Origin of the sequence: Microcoleus sp. B7-D4, assembly GCF_036705125.1 — a bacterium.
GTDB lineage: Bacteria > Cyanobacteriota > Cyanobacteriia > Cyanobacteriales > Microcoleaceae > Microcoleus.
Genome location: NZ_JAUBTT010000130.1, coordinates 1 through 19,026, shown reverse-complemented (window position 1 = coordinate 19,026; position 19,026 = coordinate 1). Strand labels below are relative to the sequence as shown.

Below are 19,026 nucleotides of genomic sequence, written 5' to 3'. Positions count from 1 at the left end.
CCTACTCCCACACCTCCTACTCCCACACCTCCTACTCCCACACCTCCTACTCCCACACCTCCTACTCCCACACCTCCTACTCCCACACCTCCAACCCCAACACCTCCTACTCCAACACCTCCTACTCCAACACCTCCTACTCCAACACCTCCTATACCAACACCAACCCCAACACCAACCCCAACACCAACCCCAACACCTCCAATACCAACACCGACACCTGCTGGAATTAGTGTTAATGCTGCAAGTGGATTAACCACGACAGAAGCAGGCCAAACAGCCACATTTAATGTCAAACTCAACAGCCAACCTACTGCTGATGTCAAAATAGATTTAGGAAGTTCAAATACAACAGAAGGAACAGTTTCACCTGTCTCGCTGACTTTCAATTCTGGTAACTGGAATGCAGCGCAAACGGTAACATTAACAGGTGTTGATGATAATGTTGTTGACGGCGAGCAAGCTTACACGATTGTTACTGCCCCTGCTGTTAGTGCGGACAACAATTATAACGGCTTAAATGCAGCCGATGTCGCTGTCACCAATAGCGATAATGATACCCTAGCCAACAAACGCAATTCTTTATTCATTCCCCTGTCACCCGGGCAAGTTGTCGCAGAAGCTGACCTTGACGACCCCACTGTTAAGCGACAGCGCTTATCTAACGTCAAATTTGACTTAATAGACGACCCACAACAGAGTTTAGACGAAGGGCCGCTCAACCTTAACTTATTCAACGATACGTCTTTTGACGTAATCATTGACAAAGTACAAACCTCATCCAATGGACAAAGTTGGGTGCGGATTGGCAGAATTCAAGGTGCTTTAGATGACAGTGAAGTCATCTTGACCAACAGTAAAAAGGATGGCGTGGCGATCGGCAATATCAGGTATAAAGACAAATTTTACCAAATTCGTTATGCAGGTAACGGTCTGCACAGCATTCGAGAAATCGACCAAGCAGCCTTTCCCGATCCTGCCGAATTTAACCAAGAAAGCGATGCAGTTCCCGTCCCCAGCGACAGTTTGGCTGACCTTCCAGACATCAGCTACGATTTGACTGGCGACGACCCTGCGGTAATAGATGTCATGGTCGTTTATACCGCGTCAGCCAAAGACGCCGAGGGGGGTACTGATGCCATGAATACCTTGATTGACCTGGCCGAATCTGAAACAAATTTAGGTTACGAAAACAGTGGCGTCAACCAGCGGATACGAATAGTACACAGACAGGAGATATCCTACACCGAAAGTGGCAATGCCAGCACAGATTTAGGCAGACTCCGCAATACTTCCGATGGTTTTTTAGACAATGTTCACCAACTGCGGGACACCTATTCGGCTGACATGGTGAGCTTATTTGTTAATAGCTTAGATTACTGCGGTCTGGGTTACGTAATGACAAGTCCTAGCTATGGGTTTGCAAATTCAGGCTTTACTGTAGTCAAGAGGAGTTGTGCAGCAGGAAATTACAGCTTTGCCCACGAACTAGGACACAACCTAGGTGCTGACCACAATTCAGAAAACGCTTTTAGTGCTGTTTCTTATCCCTATTCTTACGGCTATCGGGATACCGCCAGCCCAAACACTTTCCGCACCGTAATGTCTTACCAAAGCGATCCTCCCACTACGCGGATTAATCGCTGGTCTAATCCCGATCGCACATATCTCGGCGAACCCACAGGAACGAGTTCCACAAATAATGCTCGCACGCTGAACAATACTGCAATTTACGGTGCTAATTGGCGGCACTCAAATGATAATCTTGAGAAGGCAAAAACTGTCAGCGGTAGTTCTTTTTCCACAACTGGCTTAAATGTCAATGGCACTAAACAGACAGGAGAATTAAATCACGCAGGTAACAGCGGTGGTAAATCTATTTGGTGGTCTTGGACAGCCCCAAGTTCTGGCCCGGTAACAGTTTCTACGGCGGGCAGTTCCTTCGATACTTTGCTAGGGGTTTACACTGGCAGTTCAGTTTCTAGTTTGGCGACTGTTGCTAGCAATAATAACGACCCTGCTGGAGGTCAAACCAGTCGAGTCAATTTTACTGCTACTGCCGGTACGACTTACAAAATAGCAGTAGATGGCTTCGGCGGATCGTCAGGTTATATTAATCTGAATCTGAGTCCTGGCGTCAACCGTCCGCCAGTCTTGACCATTCCGTTCCGTGAACAAGGTTTGAGCTTGCAACCGGGTTCGAGTCCTGGCAACTTGCAGTTTACTTTTCAAAACAACACTTTCACTGACCCCGATCCCGGCGATACGCTGACTTACACTGCTGATTGGTATGAAAATGTGAGCAATTTCGAGTGGCGAAATGTCAGCGGGGGGCGATCGCCAATCCCGACAAGTTGGAACCGCATTAGTCCCTTACCAACCGGAATGAGTTTCGACGCCAGCAGCCGCACTTTCAGGGTTGACAATAACTTGCCGCGCGGTCAAAACTACTGGATTCGGGTAACAGCCAGGGATGCTGCTGGTGCATCGGATATAGCATTTTTCGATGTTTACAATCAAGGTCGGGGTTCTGTAATCGACGGTTACATTGCTGGCGCTACTGTGTTCTTTGATGGTAACAAGAATGGGGTAAAGGATGCGAACGAATCCTCTACAATAACGGGCCCTAAAGGTGAATACGAACTCGATATTCCCTTGGAAACCTTTGACAAAAATCAGAATGGGGAAGTTGATCCAGAGGAAGGCAATATAGTTGCTTTTGGAGGCACTGACACCGCTACTGGTTTGCCACTAGAAACACCCGTCACAGCACCTGCGGATGCTACTGTTGTCACGCTGTTAACGAGTTTGGTAGTGGATTTAATTGATAAGGGAGTTGCACCGGAAACAGCGCAATCTCTTGTCAAATCTTCTCTGGCGATTCCCCCTGATGTTGACATCACCGATTTCGACCCGATCGACGCTACCAACAACAATCAACCGGGCGGAGTCCAAGTCTTATCCGAAATGGTCAAAGTCCAAAACTTCATCACTCAAACCAGCGGTTTGATTGACGGTGCTTCCAGTGCAGCTAGTCAGGATATTGTCAAAGCTGTTGTCAGTTCAATTACCGTTCAAATTCAATCCGGTACAGTTTTAAACCTCAGTAATGCAGCAGCCTTAGAACCAATCATTCAGCAAGCAGCAGCTAAAATCCAGCAAATAGACCCCAGTTTTAACAGCCAAACTGTTACCCAAATTACCTCCCAAGCTGCGACTGTAATGGCAACAGCCAATCAGCGCATTGATAGCGCTGTCTCCAACCCAACAGGAACCTCAATTCCTGAATCACTTGCCCGCGTCCAACAAGTAGCTTTAGGCCCAACTACTCAAGACTTCAAATCAGTTGGTAGCGGAAATAAACCTATTTCCCAGGTAGTTGCTGACAATACAGGTACTGCTTTAGATAGGAGAATTGAAGCTGTAGTATTGCCGGCTGTGATTGCAACTCCTGTTGTCAGCGGCGATGTAGATTTGGGCAGCAATTCCCCGAATGCAATTCTTGGTACCAATGGCGACGATATCCTGACTGGCGACAGCGCGAATAATTTGCTGATGGGCATGAGGGGCAATGATTCCCTCAATGGAGTTCTGGGGAATGACTCGGTTTTCGGTGGCAAAGGTAGCGATACTTTGCTCGGAAGTAGCGGTGATGATACCTTATTTGGCAACCGTGGTGCTGACATTTTGAATGGCGATGATGGTAATGATATGCTTTACGGAGGTAAGGGAGATGATTTACTGACGGGCGGTTTGGGACTTGATACTTTGACGGGAGGCATGGGAGTAGATAAGTTTTTACTCTCTACGAATTCCGGTACTGATACGATTACTGACTTTGAAGTCGGTAAAGATTTGTTAGTATTGGGTAACGGACTGATTTTCTCGCAATTGGCGATTGTCCAAGATAGCGGTTCAACTTTAATCCGGTTGGCTGCAACCGGAGAAATTTTAGCTTCTATTAATGGGGTATCGTCCACTCTAATTAATGTCGCAAATTTCGGCTAACTTTAATAGCAAGTAGTCGCACATAAATCGTATTTATGTGCGGCTATCAGAGAGTGGGGCTAATAGTTTAGATGCAGAAAGTAGATATACTTACCAGAAATCGTTATAAATTCCACTCAATCTCCGGGACAAGGCTAGACTTGGGCGCATACATATTCAGTAAAACTATATCTATATTGCCACTGCGTGCACCAATAAAGATGGCTATAGTTATACTTACTTATTTTGGCAATTAAGTGGGATTGAATACCGGCTCAATTGCCGCTCAATACCCTCTTGCTGCTAAATGCGAAGCGCGTTATGGCGAAGGATTCTCGGAGGAATTATGATGAACCTAAATTTAGATACTATTTTCTCATCGCTGATGAACCCGGCCCTGAACGAGTTTCAGGTTTGGGCTTTGCAAAACCCGGAGGAGAGTCTCAGCAAAACGATGCTACCTCCGATCGCCCTGATTGAGGGTTTGATTGCCAACGAACCCACGTATTTGCCGATAAAACGGCTGGCTTTTGGAGCGAACTTTTGCTGCGCGGGGCAAGTCGTGATGGGAGAGTTTGACACGCTGGAAAAAGCACTCACATCGCCCCAGGCGCGCGGATGGCGGCTTGGTACTTCTGTACTCGATCCCGATCGCGCGCCCAACCAAGATGTCGGCGGCAGAAACCTTTTCCTGCTGTCTTTGTCCGATCGCGCCACTGACGATACCAGCAACCACGCAGCATTCCGAAGCTGTATGCAGAAATATCTATTCAACAGTGCGACAACGGATCGCCAAGGGGACGAAATCGCCCGACGGTTGCTGCTGAGGCTAGCTGCAGATTATGCCGAGATGTCGCACGGTGCGGGGGGAGCGTTTTTTACCGATGTCAAGCGGGGTTGGATGGGATTTTTAGTCCGATATCTGCACTACGTCATCTTTGGGATTAATCCAGACGATTCAGAGTCGATCGAACTTCTCACCGAATTACATTACACTCGCCAAAGCCCGCTGCACTACTTCGCAGTCATCGGCAACCTGCTGCAAAGCCTGAACCTGTTTGGACACGGGGATTTGTCTACTCTAATCGAGCGTGCAGCGACTATCTATGAAAATTCCCCAGCTTTAGCCGACTTCCAGGAGAGCTCGGAAAACAACGGCATGACTAAGCGGGAATTGGCAAAGCTGATGACATCAATTATGGGCATAGCGGGACTGCAAGGCCCCCTGCACCTAGGCTACACGGCAATGGGATACCAGCCTCTCCCCGCCTATAAAGGACAGCAGACGGCCGAAATTAACCCGACTGATTTTTGGGACGAGCTCGATTTGGACGATCGCCAGTCGATCGAGCTCTTCCTCCTGGAATGCGCCCGCCTCTGGGCTCCCGTCAGCGCCACGCACCGAGTCGCGACAGAGCCTTTCACCGCAACGGTAGCGGGCAAAGAGCGCACCTTCCCCGCAGGAACCAAGGTACTGATACCGCTCAGTTTGGGGCTGCTAGACGAGAGTTTCTGGGGCTCTACGGTATACGAATTTAACGCTAAGCGGGAGAATCTGTGCCCTTTTCATATGGGATTTCATTCCGTGGGCGATCGGAGTGCGGGACGGATTTGCCCAGGTAAAGACATCGCACTCAAGATGCTCGTGGATGTCGTCAGTACGGTAGGCAAAGTGCGGCGAGGCTCTGAGCCTAACTTGGGGCGGTAATCAATCCAAAAGCTCGCATCAGATAGCGGTTGAAACTGAGATATTACACAATTCTCAAGAACAGGCAAGATGCCTGTTCCACAAAGAATTAATTGCTTGTGGGGTGGGCATCCTGCCCGCACATAAAAGCCTTATTGAGAATGATGCAAGATGTGAGTTGAAACCGCACGCCACACAAACTATTGAGCGATCGACTAAGAAATCAAGGGGGTATCTAATAGGAAACCAAAGCACAACTATTTTGACGATAAATAATACCATGTTAATCGAACAAAAGCAACTAAAAGACATCGCTAATTGGATGAAAGTAGAACATCCAGCGGAGTTACCTGAAGTCCTGCAAGGTATCTTTTTTATGGACGGGAATGTTTTACCAGACCATTGTCTGACGATGCACAGTTCGGACTGGAATGCTGACGAAAAAACGTTATTGCTGCGCGTTTTTGACCAGGAATTTCAAAGGTGGTACCCGCCACGTGATTTATCCGTGGAATCAATCCAAAATCGAAAATCAAAAATCCTCAAGCCCCCGCATTTATCCGTGGGCTCAATCTAAAATCTAAAATCTAAAATCTAAAATCTAAAATCTAAAATCGATTGACCCTGTTATCTGGACATTTCATTCATCAATGGCGGGACGGATGTTACTTTATTTAGTCAAATTTTCTCGGATCACTTACTTGTTTCGATTCTCGGATGCAACTTTGCAGCACGGACACATTACGCCGATAGTGTTTGGATGGTGTGTGCCACAGTGGCTTGTAGATTTTTTGATCGAGATCCGAACACTCCGAATGGAGATATCTGGCATCGCAGAAACTCGTTTTTCGGCAGACCTGCTGAGAGCGGATATATACTCCGCAGGATTGTAGACAAAGATGGCAACTACACATCAGCTTTTCCAGATATGCTGTCTAAAGTGGACAGTGATTGTTTAATCATTGCCCAAGAGTGAAACTATTTAGGGAAACTACAAAACCCGCTTAATTAGGCGGGTTTTGTCGATCGAAGTGGCGGGAATAGTCGCCTTCATGGCATCATAGAAACTTGTCCCTCACATCATTGAAATAGATGACCCCTCAAAACTCCCCCGTTTCCCCCGTCACTTGGAAAGAAGACCGAGTTCTGCTAATTGACCAAAACCGACTGCCGAAAGAATACGCTGTAGTCGAAATTAGTCGCTGCGAAGATATGGCTGAGGCGATTAAAACTATGATAGTCCGAGGTGCTCCGGCGATCGGGGTAGCAGCAGCCTACGGGATGTATTTGGGGGCGCGAGAAATCGAAACGGGCGATCGTAGCGAATTTCTCGCTAAATTAGAACAAGTTGGCGAGTTATTGCGATCGACTCGTCCCACTGCGGTTAATTTGTTTTGGGCAATATCGCGAATGCTCAAAACTGCCGAGAGAACTAGCGGTTCTGTCGAACAAGTGCAAAAAACATTGTTAGAAATGGCTAAAACCATTCAAGCAGAAGACTTGCAAACTTGTAAAGATATCGGCGACAAAGGTTTAGAAGTTCTGCCAGCTACACCCGAAAAATTGAACTTACTAACTCACTGCAATGCAGGTGCATTAGCAACAGCCGGCTACGGAACTGCTTTAGGTGTATTTCGTTCTGCTTGGCGAGAAGGAAGACTTGGAAGAGTTTTTGCTGATGAAACTCGGCCCCGTCTCCAAGGTGCAAAACTCACCACTTGGGAATGCGTGCAAGAAGGAATTCCTGTCACATTAATAGCCGACAATATGGCAGCCCACTGCATGAAACTCGGCATGATTCACGCAGTAGTTGTCGGTGCGGACAGAATCGCTGCTAATGGCGATGCTGCCAATAAAATTGGCACTTACAGTTTAGCAATTGTTGCCAAAGCTCACAACGTCCCCTTCTTTGTTGCCGCGCCTCTGTCAACAATTGATTTTGAACTTTCCGACGGCAGCAAAATCCCCATTGAAGAACGCGATCCAGTTGAAATGTATCAAGTTGGAACTACGCGAATTTGTCCTGTGGGAGTCGAATTTTACAATCCCGCTTTTGACGTAACTCCGGCGGAATTAATCTCAGGAATTATTACAGAACACGGCACGGTTGCTCCTGGGGCGTTGAAACAGTTTCAGGCAAAACAATTAGTTTAATTGTATGTTGCTCAACCGCTCATTCCACCTGTTATCTGTGAAATTAAGCATGATGCCTAGCAGCCGCAACTGGCAGCTCAAAGTTGCGATCGCAGTTCTAACTCTGCCAGTTGTTTTCAGTCCTGTCTCGGAAGCTCAAGTTTCACAAACGCTTACAGCTAAGGAATCACAAGCGAAAAACTTTGTGGGTTCGATGAATAAAGCTCAGCAAGTTTACTATGCTGAAAAAGCAGGCTTTACAAGTTCTGTTTCCAATCTATTGGTTTATCTAGGTCTCCAAGTTAAACCTAACTCAGCCAATTACAGCTACTCGATCGGCATGGTGAAAAAAGGTGCTGTATTTAACTACGGAGTATCGAAGCAAGCTAATCTCAAAAGTTTTGTGGGGGGAGTCTTTTTGGTGGCAAACAAGACGCAAACAATCTTGTGTATAAATGCTGCTCCTGGCAAGACTAAACCAGCTAATCCAACTAATACCAAAGGGGTTTTAGCCTGCGGTGCTAATACAGCCAAAGTTACTCAATAAAGTATGTCTAATTTACTGGGTAATTTAGCAAATAACTGGATAGTAAATGCAGATTTAGCTAAGGAATTGCTGGAACAAGAAGCTACTTTACTAGATGCTCGCGCACCCATTTTAAAGTGGTTTTGCCGTCTCCCACCAGCTATTCCCGTAACTTGGCAGGAATTTTCGCGTTCCGACTTTCCCCACAGGGGAAAAATTATCGAAAATAACACAGTTTTAACTCAAAAACTGCAAGCAATTGGTATTTGTCAAGACAAACCTGTCATAGTCGTTGCCGATTCCGTGAAAGGGTGGGGCGAAGACGGGCGAATTGTTTGGATGTTGCGGACTTTGGGACACGAGAAAGCAGTTTTTGTCGATGGAGGATATCGGGCTTTAATCAAAGCTGGAATTAATCGAGTAAAAGCTGCAAACAATCCACCGCAAACAGGAGATTTTGTAATATCTCGCCGCTCGAATTGGGAAATTCAGCGGGATGAATTGAAAGCTATTTTAGGAGATGCTAATTTAGCAGTTATTGACGCCAGAGAGCCGCGAGAATATGCAGGTAAAACGCCTTACGGAGAAAAGCGGGGTGGCCACATTCCCGGTGCGGTTCACCTCTATTACAAACAGTTAATGGACAAACAGGGGAAACTGCTGGATCGCGGGGAAATTGTCGCTATTTTGCAGCAGAAAGGAGTTTCGCTGTCAACTCAAATTGTGAGTTATTGTAGTGGGGGAATTCGCTCTGCATGGTTGACTTGTGTCTTGACAAATGTGGGATTTAATGCTAAGAATTATGCAGGTTCAATGTGGGAATGGTCGGCGTCGCCGGCAGATAGCTATCCTTTGTCAGTAATCCTTTCACGGGCGGGCTAGAAGCCCAACCCCTACTCCCCACAAGAAAATTTAATGTTTGTGGAACAGGCAGGAAAGCCTGTTCTTGAGAATGGTATCTGAACTCAGCTTCAACCTATTAACTACAAACGATCGAGGTTGAGAATCTCAACCTACTTGTTCGATATACTGAGCGATATCGTCGCGCAGGCGGCTGAGTTCGGCTTCGGTGGTGACGCGCACGCGATCGTCCCGAACCGTAATCAGCACTTTCGCAGCAAAAGGAGTTGGCCAGATATTCGGGTTGCAGAAAACTTCCAAAAATACATCTCCTGCATACCGATATTCCATCGGTTTTTGGGGAGAAGCTTTAGCGCCAGCGGTTTTGGCTGCTACAGCTTTCAAGCTTTCCATCAAAGCTGCAATTTCGCTTTGCAAATCCCGCGCGGCTTGCGGGGAAAAGCTAAAGGATACAGAACCTTCGACTAAATTCAGTGTCAGCGGAGAAAGAGACATGGGCAATGAAATTTAACATACAATTGTTAATGATAAAATATACAATAACCTAAAAGAAGTACCTGCCAGCTAAATTGGGCGGCGAAACTGCTATTAATTAAAATTTGTCTCAAGAAGCTAGGCTAAATTAATGAATATAAATCTAGTTGAAAGCTAGATTCAGCAATACTTTTAACCTGTTATGGCTTGATAAGCTTTAAACTAGAAACCAGAAAACTTGAGGGCAGATCGAGGAGAGTTTATGGTTGCCGATAACCGTTCCGAAGTCCGCAAGGTTTTAATAATTACCTTATTGCTCAATTTGCTGGTGATGGCAATTAAAGCAGCCGTGGGATGGCTGACTGGTTCCCTAAGTTTGCTGGCAGATGCTTTGCACAGTGTCACGGACAGCGCTAATAATATTTTAGGATTGGTAACTAATCATTATGCCAATCCGCAGCCCGATCGCGATCATCCCTACGGACACCAAAAATTTGATGCTCTCGGAGCTCTGGGAATTGCTGCTTTTCTGGGAATTGCCTGTTTTGAAATTCTCAGCGGTGCTGTCGAAAGGCTGATTAACGGGGGTAAAGTTGTCAAAATATCCCCAAATGAACTGTGGATTTTGCTGATTGTACTGGGGATTAATATTTTTGTCACTTTTTACGAGCGCAGAGTTGGCCAACGTCTCGGTAGCGCGATTTTAGTGGCAGACGCTCAGCACACGATGAGCGATGTTTGGGTGACAATTATGGTCATCGGCGGGTTGATTGGTGTTTGGCAAGGGCAGGTTTGGAATATACCTCAATTACAATTCCTGGATGTGTTTTTGTCTTTTCCTGTGGCTGTTTTGGTGTTTAGCAGCGGTTGGAAGGTTTTAAGGGAAAATCTGCCTTGGTTGGTGGATGAAATGGCGATCGCACCGGAAGTTATTCACGCGATCGCGATCGATGTGCCGGGAGTTGTCAACTGTCACTCGATCGCCTCCCGTGGCGTTGTAGGGCGTCAAGTATTTATTGATATGCACATGATTGTGGATGCTGTCGATGTAGAAACAGCTCACGGGATTACAGAAGAAGTAGAAGCCCGTTTGGAAGAACGTTTCAGCCCTGTACGCATCTTAATTCATGTTGAGCCGCCGGCTTACGAGTCCGACCAAATTAGCTACGATTCTGAAAAATGAAGGCACAACCAGTGATTTTGACATGGATACACGGATTAATTGAAGAATCGGGAAAGTATTTTTACTTACCGCAATTCCTCCAATTTTTTAAATCCTATCAATCGGGTTAGAGCGATCGCACTTAATTTAGTTGCTGTTTTCCACAGGAAAAGGGGGGTTTTCCACAGAAATCGGCAAGTTTTCCACAATAGATCGATCGGCTGTCGTCGATTTCTGTCTTTCTATTTGTATAAATTCCAAGTATTTTGAATTTCTGTAGCCATGTCCCCCGGCAAATGCCAAGGTAGCAAAATCTCGACTTTTGAACCGAGAGCTCGCAGCCATCTCAACGGGTAGTGCGGATGGAATTTTTACTTTATTTTATCTGGTGCTAGCCTATCTACTCTCGATCGTAGCCGAAATTCTCCTACTCTGTTTTAGCCGACGCTTCTCTTAATTCAGAGAAAGATGAAGAAATGTTTGGATCGAGTTGGATTGGGGGGTGTGAGTGCGATCGGGCCTGAGTTGGTGAAAAAGCGATCGTCTTCTGCCAAAATCAAAATTCAAGCCTCCAAAATCGATCGATGCAGCCATTTCAAAACTGCATCGATGAGATTCGGATGGTTAGGAGAAATGCGTTTTACATTGTCGCATGGTCGATCGGTGATGATTGCGATCGTGCCTCCAAAAGCACTCAGTGCAGTTAGAAAAGGTTCGCTGAATTCGCGATCGATTTTAGAGTTGTAGAACACCAACGCAACTCGTTTTTCTAGGTTTCTCAAATTCAGTCGCCAATAGGCTTTGAGCAGTGGCATAGTTGTGGGTGTTCCTTCTTGTCGTTCTGGACAACCTTGCTCTACCATTTGAATGTAGATATCAGTGGCAGGATTATCTAGAGGGTTAAATTCGCTACCATCAATACAAATCAGTTGTACTGCTCGATCGAGTTCTTCATTATGGGAAACCGCAGACTGAAGAACTGAAGATTGCTCAACTTTGTTGAGGAGGAGTTGAGGAGTAGAAGAGTTAGCAATAGAGATGTTTTCAAATGCCTCTAAGTCAGTAAAGGATGGTTGAACACAACAAGCGTCAGAAAATTCCGTATAACTCAAGTGATTAGCACAATGCCACAGCACTGAATGAGCAATTATATATAAATTATGGTCTGACTTAGCAACTGCATCTTCTACATAATCCTTTAAACCAAAAACTAGCCTTTGCAGTTGTGGTTTGTGAGTAATTTGTTGTAATGCGGCGGCAATAGACCATTGAATTTGACTATCTTTTAAATTGACGATTAAATTTACTAATTTCTCAATAATCGATTGTTTTGATGATGTTTCAATTTTGACTAATATTTCAATACAAATATGGCGTAATATGTTATCTTTATTTATTTGGATAATTTCAATCATTTTATCTATCACTTCAAAATTAGTTTGTTTAATTTTGGCGATCGCAATTTCTTCGCAATTATATAATAATTTCCCAGTAAAAGAATTTTGCATCAAATTTGTAAGGTTTAAATTTTCTGAATCGCTAATTAGTGAAACAAATTCAACATATTGTTTCTCTATTAAATAATCTTCTATATTTTCTGTATCATTACTTGTGGTTGAATTTAACTCCTCGGTTATATTTCTCTTCATATAGTTCTCTATCAATAAACTTATAAGATTAATGAATGTCTTATCTTTGCTACTCTGGTAGCCTACTATTTTAAAACGCTCATACATTGTTGCAGTTTGAGAAAAAATTTGTATTAAAACATAGTAAAAATCAATTTTTGATTCTACCAAACAAATCATTTTTTTAATAACTGACGGGTTATCGAAAATTTTTGGATACCTCAAGCTTGCCCTTACTAACATTTGAGCATAAGCTATAGATTCATATCTGTCTTCTTCATTTGCAATTAATTTGATTAAGTTATTAATAATTTCCTCAATAAAACCTTGTGTTTCCAAATAGTCAAATAAAAATATAATAATCACTAGATGTTGTGAATTATTTAACAAATCAATGATTGCTCGGTTGACTTTTGAAATATCAATATCAAGTCTCTTGATTATACTAACAGCAGGCATAATACTTATTTGATTGTCTCGATTTTGACTTATGAAATTAATCAAAGCATCCAATATTTCTTGATTGTTGACTAAAGGGTTATGATTTAGGCTTAGTTCGTCTAAATGTGAAATAGCTAGCGATTGAATCATATAATTTTTACTATTTAAAAATGATGTTAACTTACCAATAACCAAGTTGTCCAAAATCTTAGAATCCATTAAAATATTAACGATATCAAAACTTTGTATTTCGTATTGCTCATCTTCTTTCAATAAAGCATTCACTAAAAAATCAACGGCAACTTGCTTGAAATTATCATTTTTTAAAGCTATTGTTGCTACTTCTATGGCACGTCCCTCATTATCATCTTTTAATAATTTAGGGATTAATACTTTTAAGCATTCATACTCCGGGTTGATTTTAAATAAAACTTCCAAAAGCTTAGATAGATCGTATATTTCTAAATCAGTATGATTATTGATGACTTCATTTATAATATCACAGGCTTCTTTGGAAGCGTAATATTTTAACGATTCTATGATGAATTCCTCATAGCCAGGAAACATTAATTTGTATACTTGTGTTTGTGGATTATCATCCAAGCATACCCAATAAACCCATTCAGTAATAAATTGTATGTCGCCAAATTGACACGAGTAAACTATATTTAATGGTAGAAGCTTAAGCCGATACAGATTGTTCCATTTGTCTTCGTTAAAATTCGTTATTGTGTCGATCAATTCTTTCTTTAGCAGTGCTGAAATTTGGAAACTTTCTAACCATAATATAGCTACTTCTAGCCATTGGGTTTCAAAGATTCGATAGCGCTCCATGAAAAATTGATAATTATCAATTACTAAAGATGCAAAATATTCCTGGAATATAGGATGAAAGAATGCGTAAACAGGTTCATCTGTTGCAGCTTCTCGATCTACCAAATTCAGCCAACCGAGATCCCAGGCTAATTTAAACAGCCTATCGCCCATTTCTTTTTCAATTAAAGTCAGCGGCAACCGAAATCTAGCATCGCTATCCAATCCTGCTATAGACAAATGACCGAGGGCTTGATGTAATTCTTCTTGCAAAATTGGTTGAGTCGCCCAATCAATAACCGTTTGGGATGGTTTCCACTCATAGAAATAGCGGACAAAGTGTTGATATAGTTCTGCTTTGGTTTCTGGTAATTCGACTTGCTTATTTTTGCTGAATATTTGACACAGTAGAGATAAGCGAAGCGGATTTTTTACGAGTTGGCGGATGCGTTCTTTTTGCGGTTCTTGCAGCTTTTTCTGTAACTCCTGTCCCTGTTGAATATTTTTTGCTTCAGCAAACCACTGCTGAATAAAATCATCTACTTGCTCTTGTTTAAACTCCTGAGTTTTGTAAGTATCAAAGCCTGTGAGGGGATTGTTGAGACGGGCATCCCAAACATTGGTTCGACAGGTCAAAACAACCCGCACATTACCCAACCAATCAGTAAGCTGGTTTCTGATTTCCTCTAGGGGCAAACAACTATTCGCCCCTACAGCCATTTCATCGACACCATCGAGTAACAGCCAAATTCCACCCTGACGCAATCGTTTCTGTAGAGATGTTTTGTGAGACTTCTCTACATCAATATCAGGATAAACCAGAGCCATAGCTTCCGGGAACCATTCCTGAAGGATATAGTCTTTCAGTGTCTTTCCTTGCAAACTTGCCAGCGCAATGCAAATCGGCAAGTCTCGATTATTTTCCTGAATGTGAGTGGCGATTTTATCTAACAGCGTTGTCTTTCCTGCTCCCGGTTCGCCGACAATAGCAATATGTTTATTTTTTCCAGTAGGGTTTTGTTCAATAACGTCAGTCATGAATTCATCATGTTCGTAAATTCGGGTAACGACTTCCGGTTCTAATTGATGCAACAGTTCCATAGGCACATTACCACTGCGACGCTGCTGCTGTTTCCGTTCGATTAAACCTAGCGGTACAAAAACATTGATTTCAAATCCCATTTCTGTCGCTCTCCGTCTGAAGCGTTGCTCCTCTTGCTGTTCATTTAACATTTCTTGGCAAACTCGCTGCCAATCAATAGCAATGTTTGGCTGTGGCTCTAGCTCGGAATTCTGCAAGTTTGAGTCATGTTCGGCAATAAATTTTATGGGTTCAAATCCTAATGCTTTAAGAATAGAAATAGCATAGTTCCTATCGACTGGATTTCCCTTTAAAAAGCGTTTCACTGTGCTATTACTCACATACGCTTGCCTTTCAAGGTCTTCTTGAGACCAGCCCCGTTTATCTAGATTTCGTGGCTTCTCCAGTTGAGCCATTCGTTGACGAACTTCATCCAAACCTGCGCCCTCAATCCGAACACTGCGAGATGCCATAGTTTGACTCATTCCTAACAAACAAAGTGGATGAAATTGAGAATTTTGCATCAGTTGCATAGCCCGCCAGGGGTTTAAACCCCTGGCTAATAGCGAAAGTCCTCTAAAAGAGGACTAAATGCTGAGCCTAAAAAGCGCTCTTCAGTCCACTTAAGTGGACTTTCGCTATTAGCCGTGGACTTGAGTCCACGGCGGGACAACAGCACAGGCGCCAAATCTCAATCAAAACTATCCCTAGCATAGTCAGCATCAAGTTTCTTGACCAGTTCAGATCAGTTCACTTTTTTCTGAACCGTTTTGCTCTGGAGAAATCGAGTTGACTCCAATAGGCTTGAATCATTAGCACTCAAAGGTTCAGCTTATGACAGCCTTTCAACTCAGCCTTTTCCCAGACGAGCCACCCACTCCCCTCGACTCCCTTAACAAAAAGAGAAGGGTAAAACTCCCATCCCAACCAACTGTAATAGAGCAATCCTGCACAACCCATAGAGTCGCGCAACTGTTGGAGGTATCCACCACAACTCTTTACCGCGCTCGGAAAGAAGGCAAACCTTACCAGAAGGGCACTTGGACTGCCACCGCTATTGGTGCAAACGCTTGGACAGTCGTCTACAACCTCTTTAATTCCCACTAACCCTAATCGGAAATAAAACTCATGCTATACGCCTTGGACTATGACAATTCTTTGTCTTCATTTCCCCAATTCCAAAGCGGAGAAATCATCAACGAGTTAGAAACGATCGCTCTCGATATTCTAGAGATGATTTTAGGCGATCGCTTCCGTTACTGTCCCCAAGTTCCCCTAGAAATCATCTGTTCCCGTCCAGAAACTTTCACCCGTCTTCCCATTGAACTTTGGAAATTTTGGGTGAGTTCCAGAGTCGATATCGCCTTGATGGAACGCGGCTGTGGTGCTAGCCGCAAAGCCAAACTGGTGATAGAATGTCAATCTCATTGGCACGATCGCCCAGAGGTGCAGGTGCGCGATGGCAAAAAAGCCCGACTCCTTGCATCTGTTGGCGTTCCCTTAGTATACCTGCGACAAATTGATCGAGATCGACGCTTCTATCGTTTCTACACTCCCAATGGACAAAAAGAAGTCTTCTACAACTCAATTACCCAACAAGGACGGACAGAACTGGAAGCATTTTTTCAACACTATTCAACACAGTTGACAGTTTACAGTTGACTCTTAGACTATAAATTTTCTGTGTAAGTCCTGTAATTAACACAGGACTTACAGACGGCATCTATCCAAATCGAAAATCAATAATCGACAATGGTATTACTCCCACTCGATCGTACCCGGCGGCTTAGAAGTAATATCGTAAACCACCCCGTTCACCCCCTTAACCTCATTCACAATCCGATTCGAGATCAGTTCCAACAAATCGTAAGGAACCCGCGCCCAATCAGCTTTTTCTCTGATCTACTGAATACCGTGTTCCACAAATGGAATATGCTGGATGATTAGAAATACCGATCGCAACTTGGACAACGGTACAACATGGGTGGGAGTTGTGCGGACAAGCTTTACTTCCTAAAATGTTAGAGAAGAAGGCAGGGACGACAGGGATTGACACGGATACACGGATTAAGTATTGAGCGTGATTTACTTTTAAGTAGCGTGCGTCAGTTAGCATGATTTTTCCTACAAACCAACAATCTCACAACTAACGCATTTTGCAACAAATGATGCCTCAGAATCACACTTTCTATGCTGACTAAGAATCTCAAACCTGACGCACCCTACCCATCTTATCTATCTTTAGAGTGGTGACATAATTATGAAGTTTCGCATACTTTGTTGGCGCGGGGATTTTGTAGGACAATGTTCGATATGAAACTTTTAAAATTAAAATCAATGCTGGCGGCGGCGATCGCGATCGCCTTTTGTTTAATTGCGATCGCCAGTTACGCCCAAGCCAACAAGACTTTAACACTGGCGACTTCCCCAGACTACCCGCCCTATGAATTTAAAGATACGGCTGTTAGCGGCAACGAAATCATCGGTTTTGACATCGATATTGCCAAATATATTACTAAAAAATTGGGCTACGAACTGAAAGTAATTGGCATGGATTTTAACGGCTTAATTCCCGCTTTGCAGGCGGGAAGAGCCGATTTTGTGATGGCGGGAATGACTCCCACAGCAGAAAGGAAAAAAAATGTTGATTTTTCTGATCTTTACTACGAAGCTCAAAATACAATTGTCGCCAATAAAGGCAGCAATTTGACCAAAGCTGAAGATTTAGCCGGGAAAAAAGTAGGCGTTCAACTCGGAAGCATTCAGCAGGAAGCTGTGAAAAAAATGCCCGGTGTGCAACTGGCTGCTCTCAATAGAATTCCTGACATCATTCAAGAAATTAAATCGAACCGCATCGCGGCAGGAGTGATCGAGGATACTGTCGCTACGGGTTATGCAGCCGCCAACCCGGACTTGGAATTTAACACAATTCCGAATACTGAAGAAAGCGGTTCGGCGATCGCCTTTCCGAAAGGTTCGAGATTAGTTCCAGAATTCAACCGAGTCCTACAGCAAATGAAAGCCAGCGGTCAAATTAAGGAACTAGCTACTAAGTGGTTTTCTCGACCGATTCCGCAAGAACCTGCTCAAGCAAATCAGCCTGCGGTAGCGCCCAAGTTCGGGTTAGATTTTGGCAAAATCGTGCCGAGTTTACCTTATATTTTGTCCGGGCTTGGGGTAACGCTAACTTTTACCTTGCTGTCGGCATTTCTTGGGTTTATCTGGGGAATTGTCCTGTCTCTGTTTAAGATTTCTAGCATTAAACCGCTGTTCTGGTTTGCCACTGCTTATACCTCAATTTTTCGCGGAACGCCGCTAATTTTGCAGTTGACTTTAGTTTATTTTGCAACGCCGCAGCTTACGGGCTATAATATATCGGCGCTGCAAGCTGGCGTGATTACTTTTTTCCTGAATTCTGGGGCTTATATTTCCGAAACAATCCGCGCCGGAATTCAAGCCGTAGATAAAGGTCAAAAAGAAGCCGCAGAATCCCTTGGCGTTCCCTACAAACTGATGATGGGCGATATAATCTTGCCGCAAGCGTTGAAAAATATTTTGCCTGCATTGGTGAATGAAAGTATTGCTTTGCTGAAGGATTCAGCTTTAGTTTCAGTAATTGGCGTAGAAGACTTGCTGCGCCGCGCTACAATTGTGGGAGCAGAAAAGTATATTTACTTTGAACCTTTGATATTTGTCGGCGCAATTTATTATTTGATGGTGCTTAGTTTAACTTGGGGGGCCAATGTACTCGAACGTAGACTCCAAAGTAGCAGTTAAGGTCGATCGCCTGTATAGATCTTTTGGCAATCTGAAGGTTTTGCGCGAGATAACTACTGAGATTCATAAAGGAGAAGTGATTGCCATTATTGGCCCTTCGGGGTGCGGCAAGTCTACTTTTTTGCGGTGTTTGAATTTACTGGAAATTCCGACTTCGGGACACATATACATTGACGGGGTGGATATTACTCTGCCGAAGGTAGATATTCTGAAAATCCGCCAGAAAGTGGGGATGGTTTTTCAGCATTTCCACTTGTTCCCGCACATGACTGTGCTGCAAAATGTGATGTATGCCCCTGTAAAGGTGAAGCAGGTGGCTAAGGATGAGGCGCGTCTCAAGGGGTTAGAATTGCTGGAAAAAGTGGGTTTGTCAGATAAGGCCGAGGTTTATCCTTCTAAGCTTTCGGGGGGACAAAAACAGCGGGTGGCGATCGCCCGCTGTTTGGCTATGGAACC

14 protein-coding genes and 1 pseudogene are annotated in these 19,026 nt (G+C 44.0%); 11 read left to right on the top strand and 4 right to left on the bottom strand.

Annotated features, from left to right (window positions below):
- The 6 genes from QUB12_RS33375 to QUB12_RS33350 form a co-directional block, all read left to right on the top strand.
- Nucleotides 1–4,008, top strand: a 4,008-nt coding sequence (locus tag QUB12_RS33375) for a M12 family metallo-peptidase (RefSeq protein WP_333310475.1), incomplete at its 5' end; no start/stop codon positions are given.
- A gap of 325 nt (nt 4,009–4,333) precedes the next feature.
- Nucleotides 4,334–5,695, top strand: a complete 1,362-nt coding sequence (locus QUB12_RS33370) for a cytochrome 450 (protein ID WP_333310472.1) — start codon at nt 4,334–4,336, stop codon at nt 5,693–5,695.
- Between the two features lie 259 nt (nt 5,696–5,954).
- Entirely contained in the window at nt 5,955–6,251 is a 297-nt protein-coding gene (locus tag QUB12_RS33365; protein ID WP_333310470.1) for a hypothetical protein, read from the top strand.
- Between the two features lie 515 nt (nt 6,252–6,766).
- The gene (gene mtnA / locus QUB12_RS33360; RefSeq protein WP_333310468.1) at nt 6,767–7,828 is read left to right on the top strand and encodes an S-methyl-5-thioribose-1-phosphate isomerase; all 1,062 of its coding nucleotides are present in this window, start codon (nt 6,767–6,769) and stop codon (nt 7,826–7,828) included.
- A gap of 49 nt (nt 7,829–7,877) precedes the next feature.
- A complete protein-coding gene (locus QUB12_RS33355) occupies nt 7,878–8,354 on the top strand; it encodes a type IV pilin-like G/H family protein (RefSeq protein ID WP_333300776.1) in 477 nt (158 codons plus the stop codon).
- 3 nt (nt 8,355–8,357) lie between these two features.
- Nucleotides 8,358–9,215 carry a rhodanese-like domain-containing protein gene (locus QUB12_RS33350; protein ID WP_333146591.1) on the top strand — a complete coding sequence of 286 codons (858 nt, stop codon included), beginning with the start codon at nt 8,358–8,360 and terminating at the stop codon, nt 9,213–9,215.
- Nucleotides 9,216–9,341: 126 nt separating this feature from the next.
- Here QUB12_RS33350 and QUB12_RS33345 read toward each other — a convergent pair whose 3' ends face one another.
- Nucleotides 9,342–9,689 carry a hypothetical protein gene (locus tag QUB12_RS33345; RefSeq protein WP_333146593.1) on the bottom strand — a complete coding sequence of 116 codons (348 nt, stop codon included), beginning with the start codon at nt 9,687–9,689 and terminating at the stop codon, nt 9,342–9,344.
- A gap of 241 nt (nt 9,690–9,930) precedes the next feature.
- On the opposite strand from QUB12_RS33345, the gene QUB12_RS33340 reads away from it, so the two are divergent.
- Complete coding sequence (locus QUB12_RS33340; protein WP_333146595.1) at nt 9,931–10,851, top strand: cation diffusion facilitator family transporter; 921 nt, start codon at nt 9,931–9,933, stop codon at nt 10,849–10,851.
- Between the two features lie 126 nt (nt 10,852–10,977).
- On the opposite strand, the gene QUB12_RS33335 is transcribed toward QUB12_RS33340, so the two are convergent.
- Complete coding sequence (locus tag QUB12_RS33335) at nt 10,978–11,175, bottom strand: hypothetical protein (RefSeq protein ID WP_333146597.1); 198 nt, start codon at nt 11,173–11,175, stop codon at nt 10,978–10,980.
- 218 nt (nt 11,176–11,393) lie between these two features.
- A complete protein-coding gene (locus QUB12_RS33330) occupies nt 11,394–15,317 on the bottom strand; it encodes an NACHT C-terminal alpha/beta 1 domain-containing protein (RefSeq protein WP_333300778.1) in 3,924 nt (1,307 codons plus the stop codon).
- Nucleotides 15,318–15,627: 310 nt separating this feature from the next.
- Between QUB12_RS33330 and QUB12_RS33325 the strand changes: the two genes are divergently transcribed.
- Nucleotides 15,628–15,900, top strand: coding sequence for a hypothetical protein (locus QUB12_RS33325; RefSeq protein WP_333146601.1), 273 nt, complete (start codon nt 15,628–15,630; stop codon nt 15,898–15,900).
- Between the two features lie 21 nt (nt 15,901–15,921).
- Complete coding sequence (locus QUB12_RS33320; RefSeq protein WP_333146602.1) at nt 15,922–16,455, top strand: DUF2726 domain-containing protein; 534 nt, start codon at nt 15,922–15,924, stop codon at nt 16,453–16,455.
- 96 nt (nt 16,456–16,551) lie between these two features.
- Here the strand turns inward: QUB12_RS33320 and QUB12_RS33315 are convergent.
- Nucleotides 16,552–16,683: pseudogene (locus QUB12_RS33315) on the bottom strand (GMP synthase (glutamine-hydrolyzing)); the annotation flags it as partial.
- Nucleotides 16,684–17,106: 423 nt separating this feature from the next.
- Here QUB12_RS33315 and QUB12_RS33310 point away from each other — a divergent pair.
- Together QUB12_RS33310 and QUB12_RS33305 are read left to right on the top strand one after the other, a co-directional pair.
- Entirely contained in the window at nt 17,107–18,570 is a 1,464-nt protein-coding gene (locus QUB12_RS33310; RefSeq protein WP_333310466.1) for an ABC transporter substrate-binding protein/permease, read from the top strand.
- On the top strand, nt 18,536–19,026 hold a 491-nt coding region (locus tag QUB12_RS33305; RefSeq protein WP_333310464.1), incomplete at its 3' end, for an ATP-binding cassette domain-containing protein. The genes QUB12_RS33310 and QUB12_RS33305, both read left to right, overlap by 35 nt.

Bases quoted from the DNA above. Each gene is read 5' to 3' on its own strand.
- QUB12_RS33370 (WP_333310472.1), top strand. From the start codon at position 4,334: ATGATGAACCTAAATTTAGATACTATTTTCTCATCGCTGATGAACCCG.
- QUB12_RS33365 (WP_333310470.1), top strand. From the start codon at position 5,955: ATGTTAATCGAACAAAAGCAACTAAAAGACATCGCTAATTGGATGAAA.
- mtnA (WP_333310468.1), top strand. From the start codon at position 6,767: ATGACCCCTCAAAACTCCCCCGTTTCCCCCGTCACTTGGAAAGAAGAC.
- QUB12_RS33355 (WP_333300776.1), top strand. From the start codon at position 7,878: ATGATGCCTAGCAGCCGCAACTGGCAGCTCAAAGTTGCGATCGCAGTT.
- QUB12_RS33350 (WP_333146591.1), top strand. From the start codon at position 8,358: ATGTCTAATTTACTGGGTAATTTAGCAAATAACTGGATAGTAAATGCA.
- QUB12_RS33345 (WP_333146593.1), bottom strand. From the start codon at position 9,689: ATGTCTCTTTCTCCGCTGACACTGAATTTAGTCGAAGGTTCTGTATCC.
- QUB12_RS33340 (WP_333146595.1), top strand. From the start codon at position 9,931: ATGGTTGCCGATAACCGTTCCGAAGTCCGCAAGGTTTTAATAATTACC.
- QUB12_RS33335 (WP_333146597.1), bottom strand. From the start codon at position 11,175: ATGGCTGCGAGCTCTCGGTTCAAAAGTCGAGATTTTGCTACCTTGGCA.
- QUB12_RS33330 (WP_333300778.1), bottom strand. From the start codon at position 15,317: ATGCAAAATTCTCAATTTCATCCACTTTGTTTGTTAGGAATGAGTCAA.
- QUB12_RS33325 (WP_333146601.1), top strand. From the start codon at position 15,628: ATGACAGCCTTTCAACTCAGCCTTTTCCCAGACGAGCCACCCACTCCC.
- QUB12_RS33320 (WP_333146602.1), top strand. From the start codon at position 15,922: ATGCTATACGCCTTGGACTATGACAATTCTTTGTCTTCATTTCCCCAA.
- QUB12_RS33310 (WP_333310466.1), top strand. From the start codon at position 17,107: ATGAAACTTTTAAAATTAAAATCAATGCTGGCGGCGGCGATCGCGATC.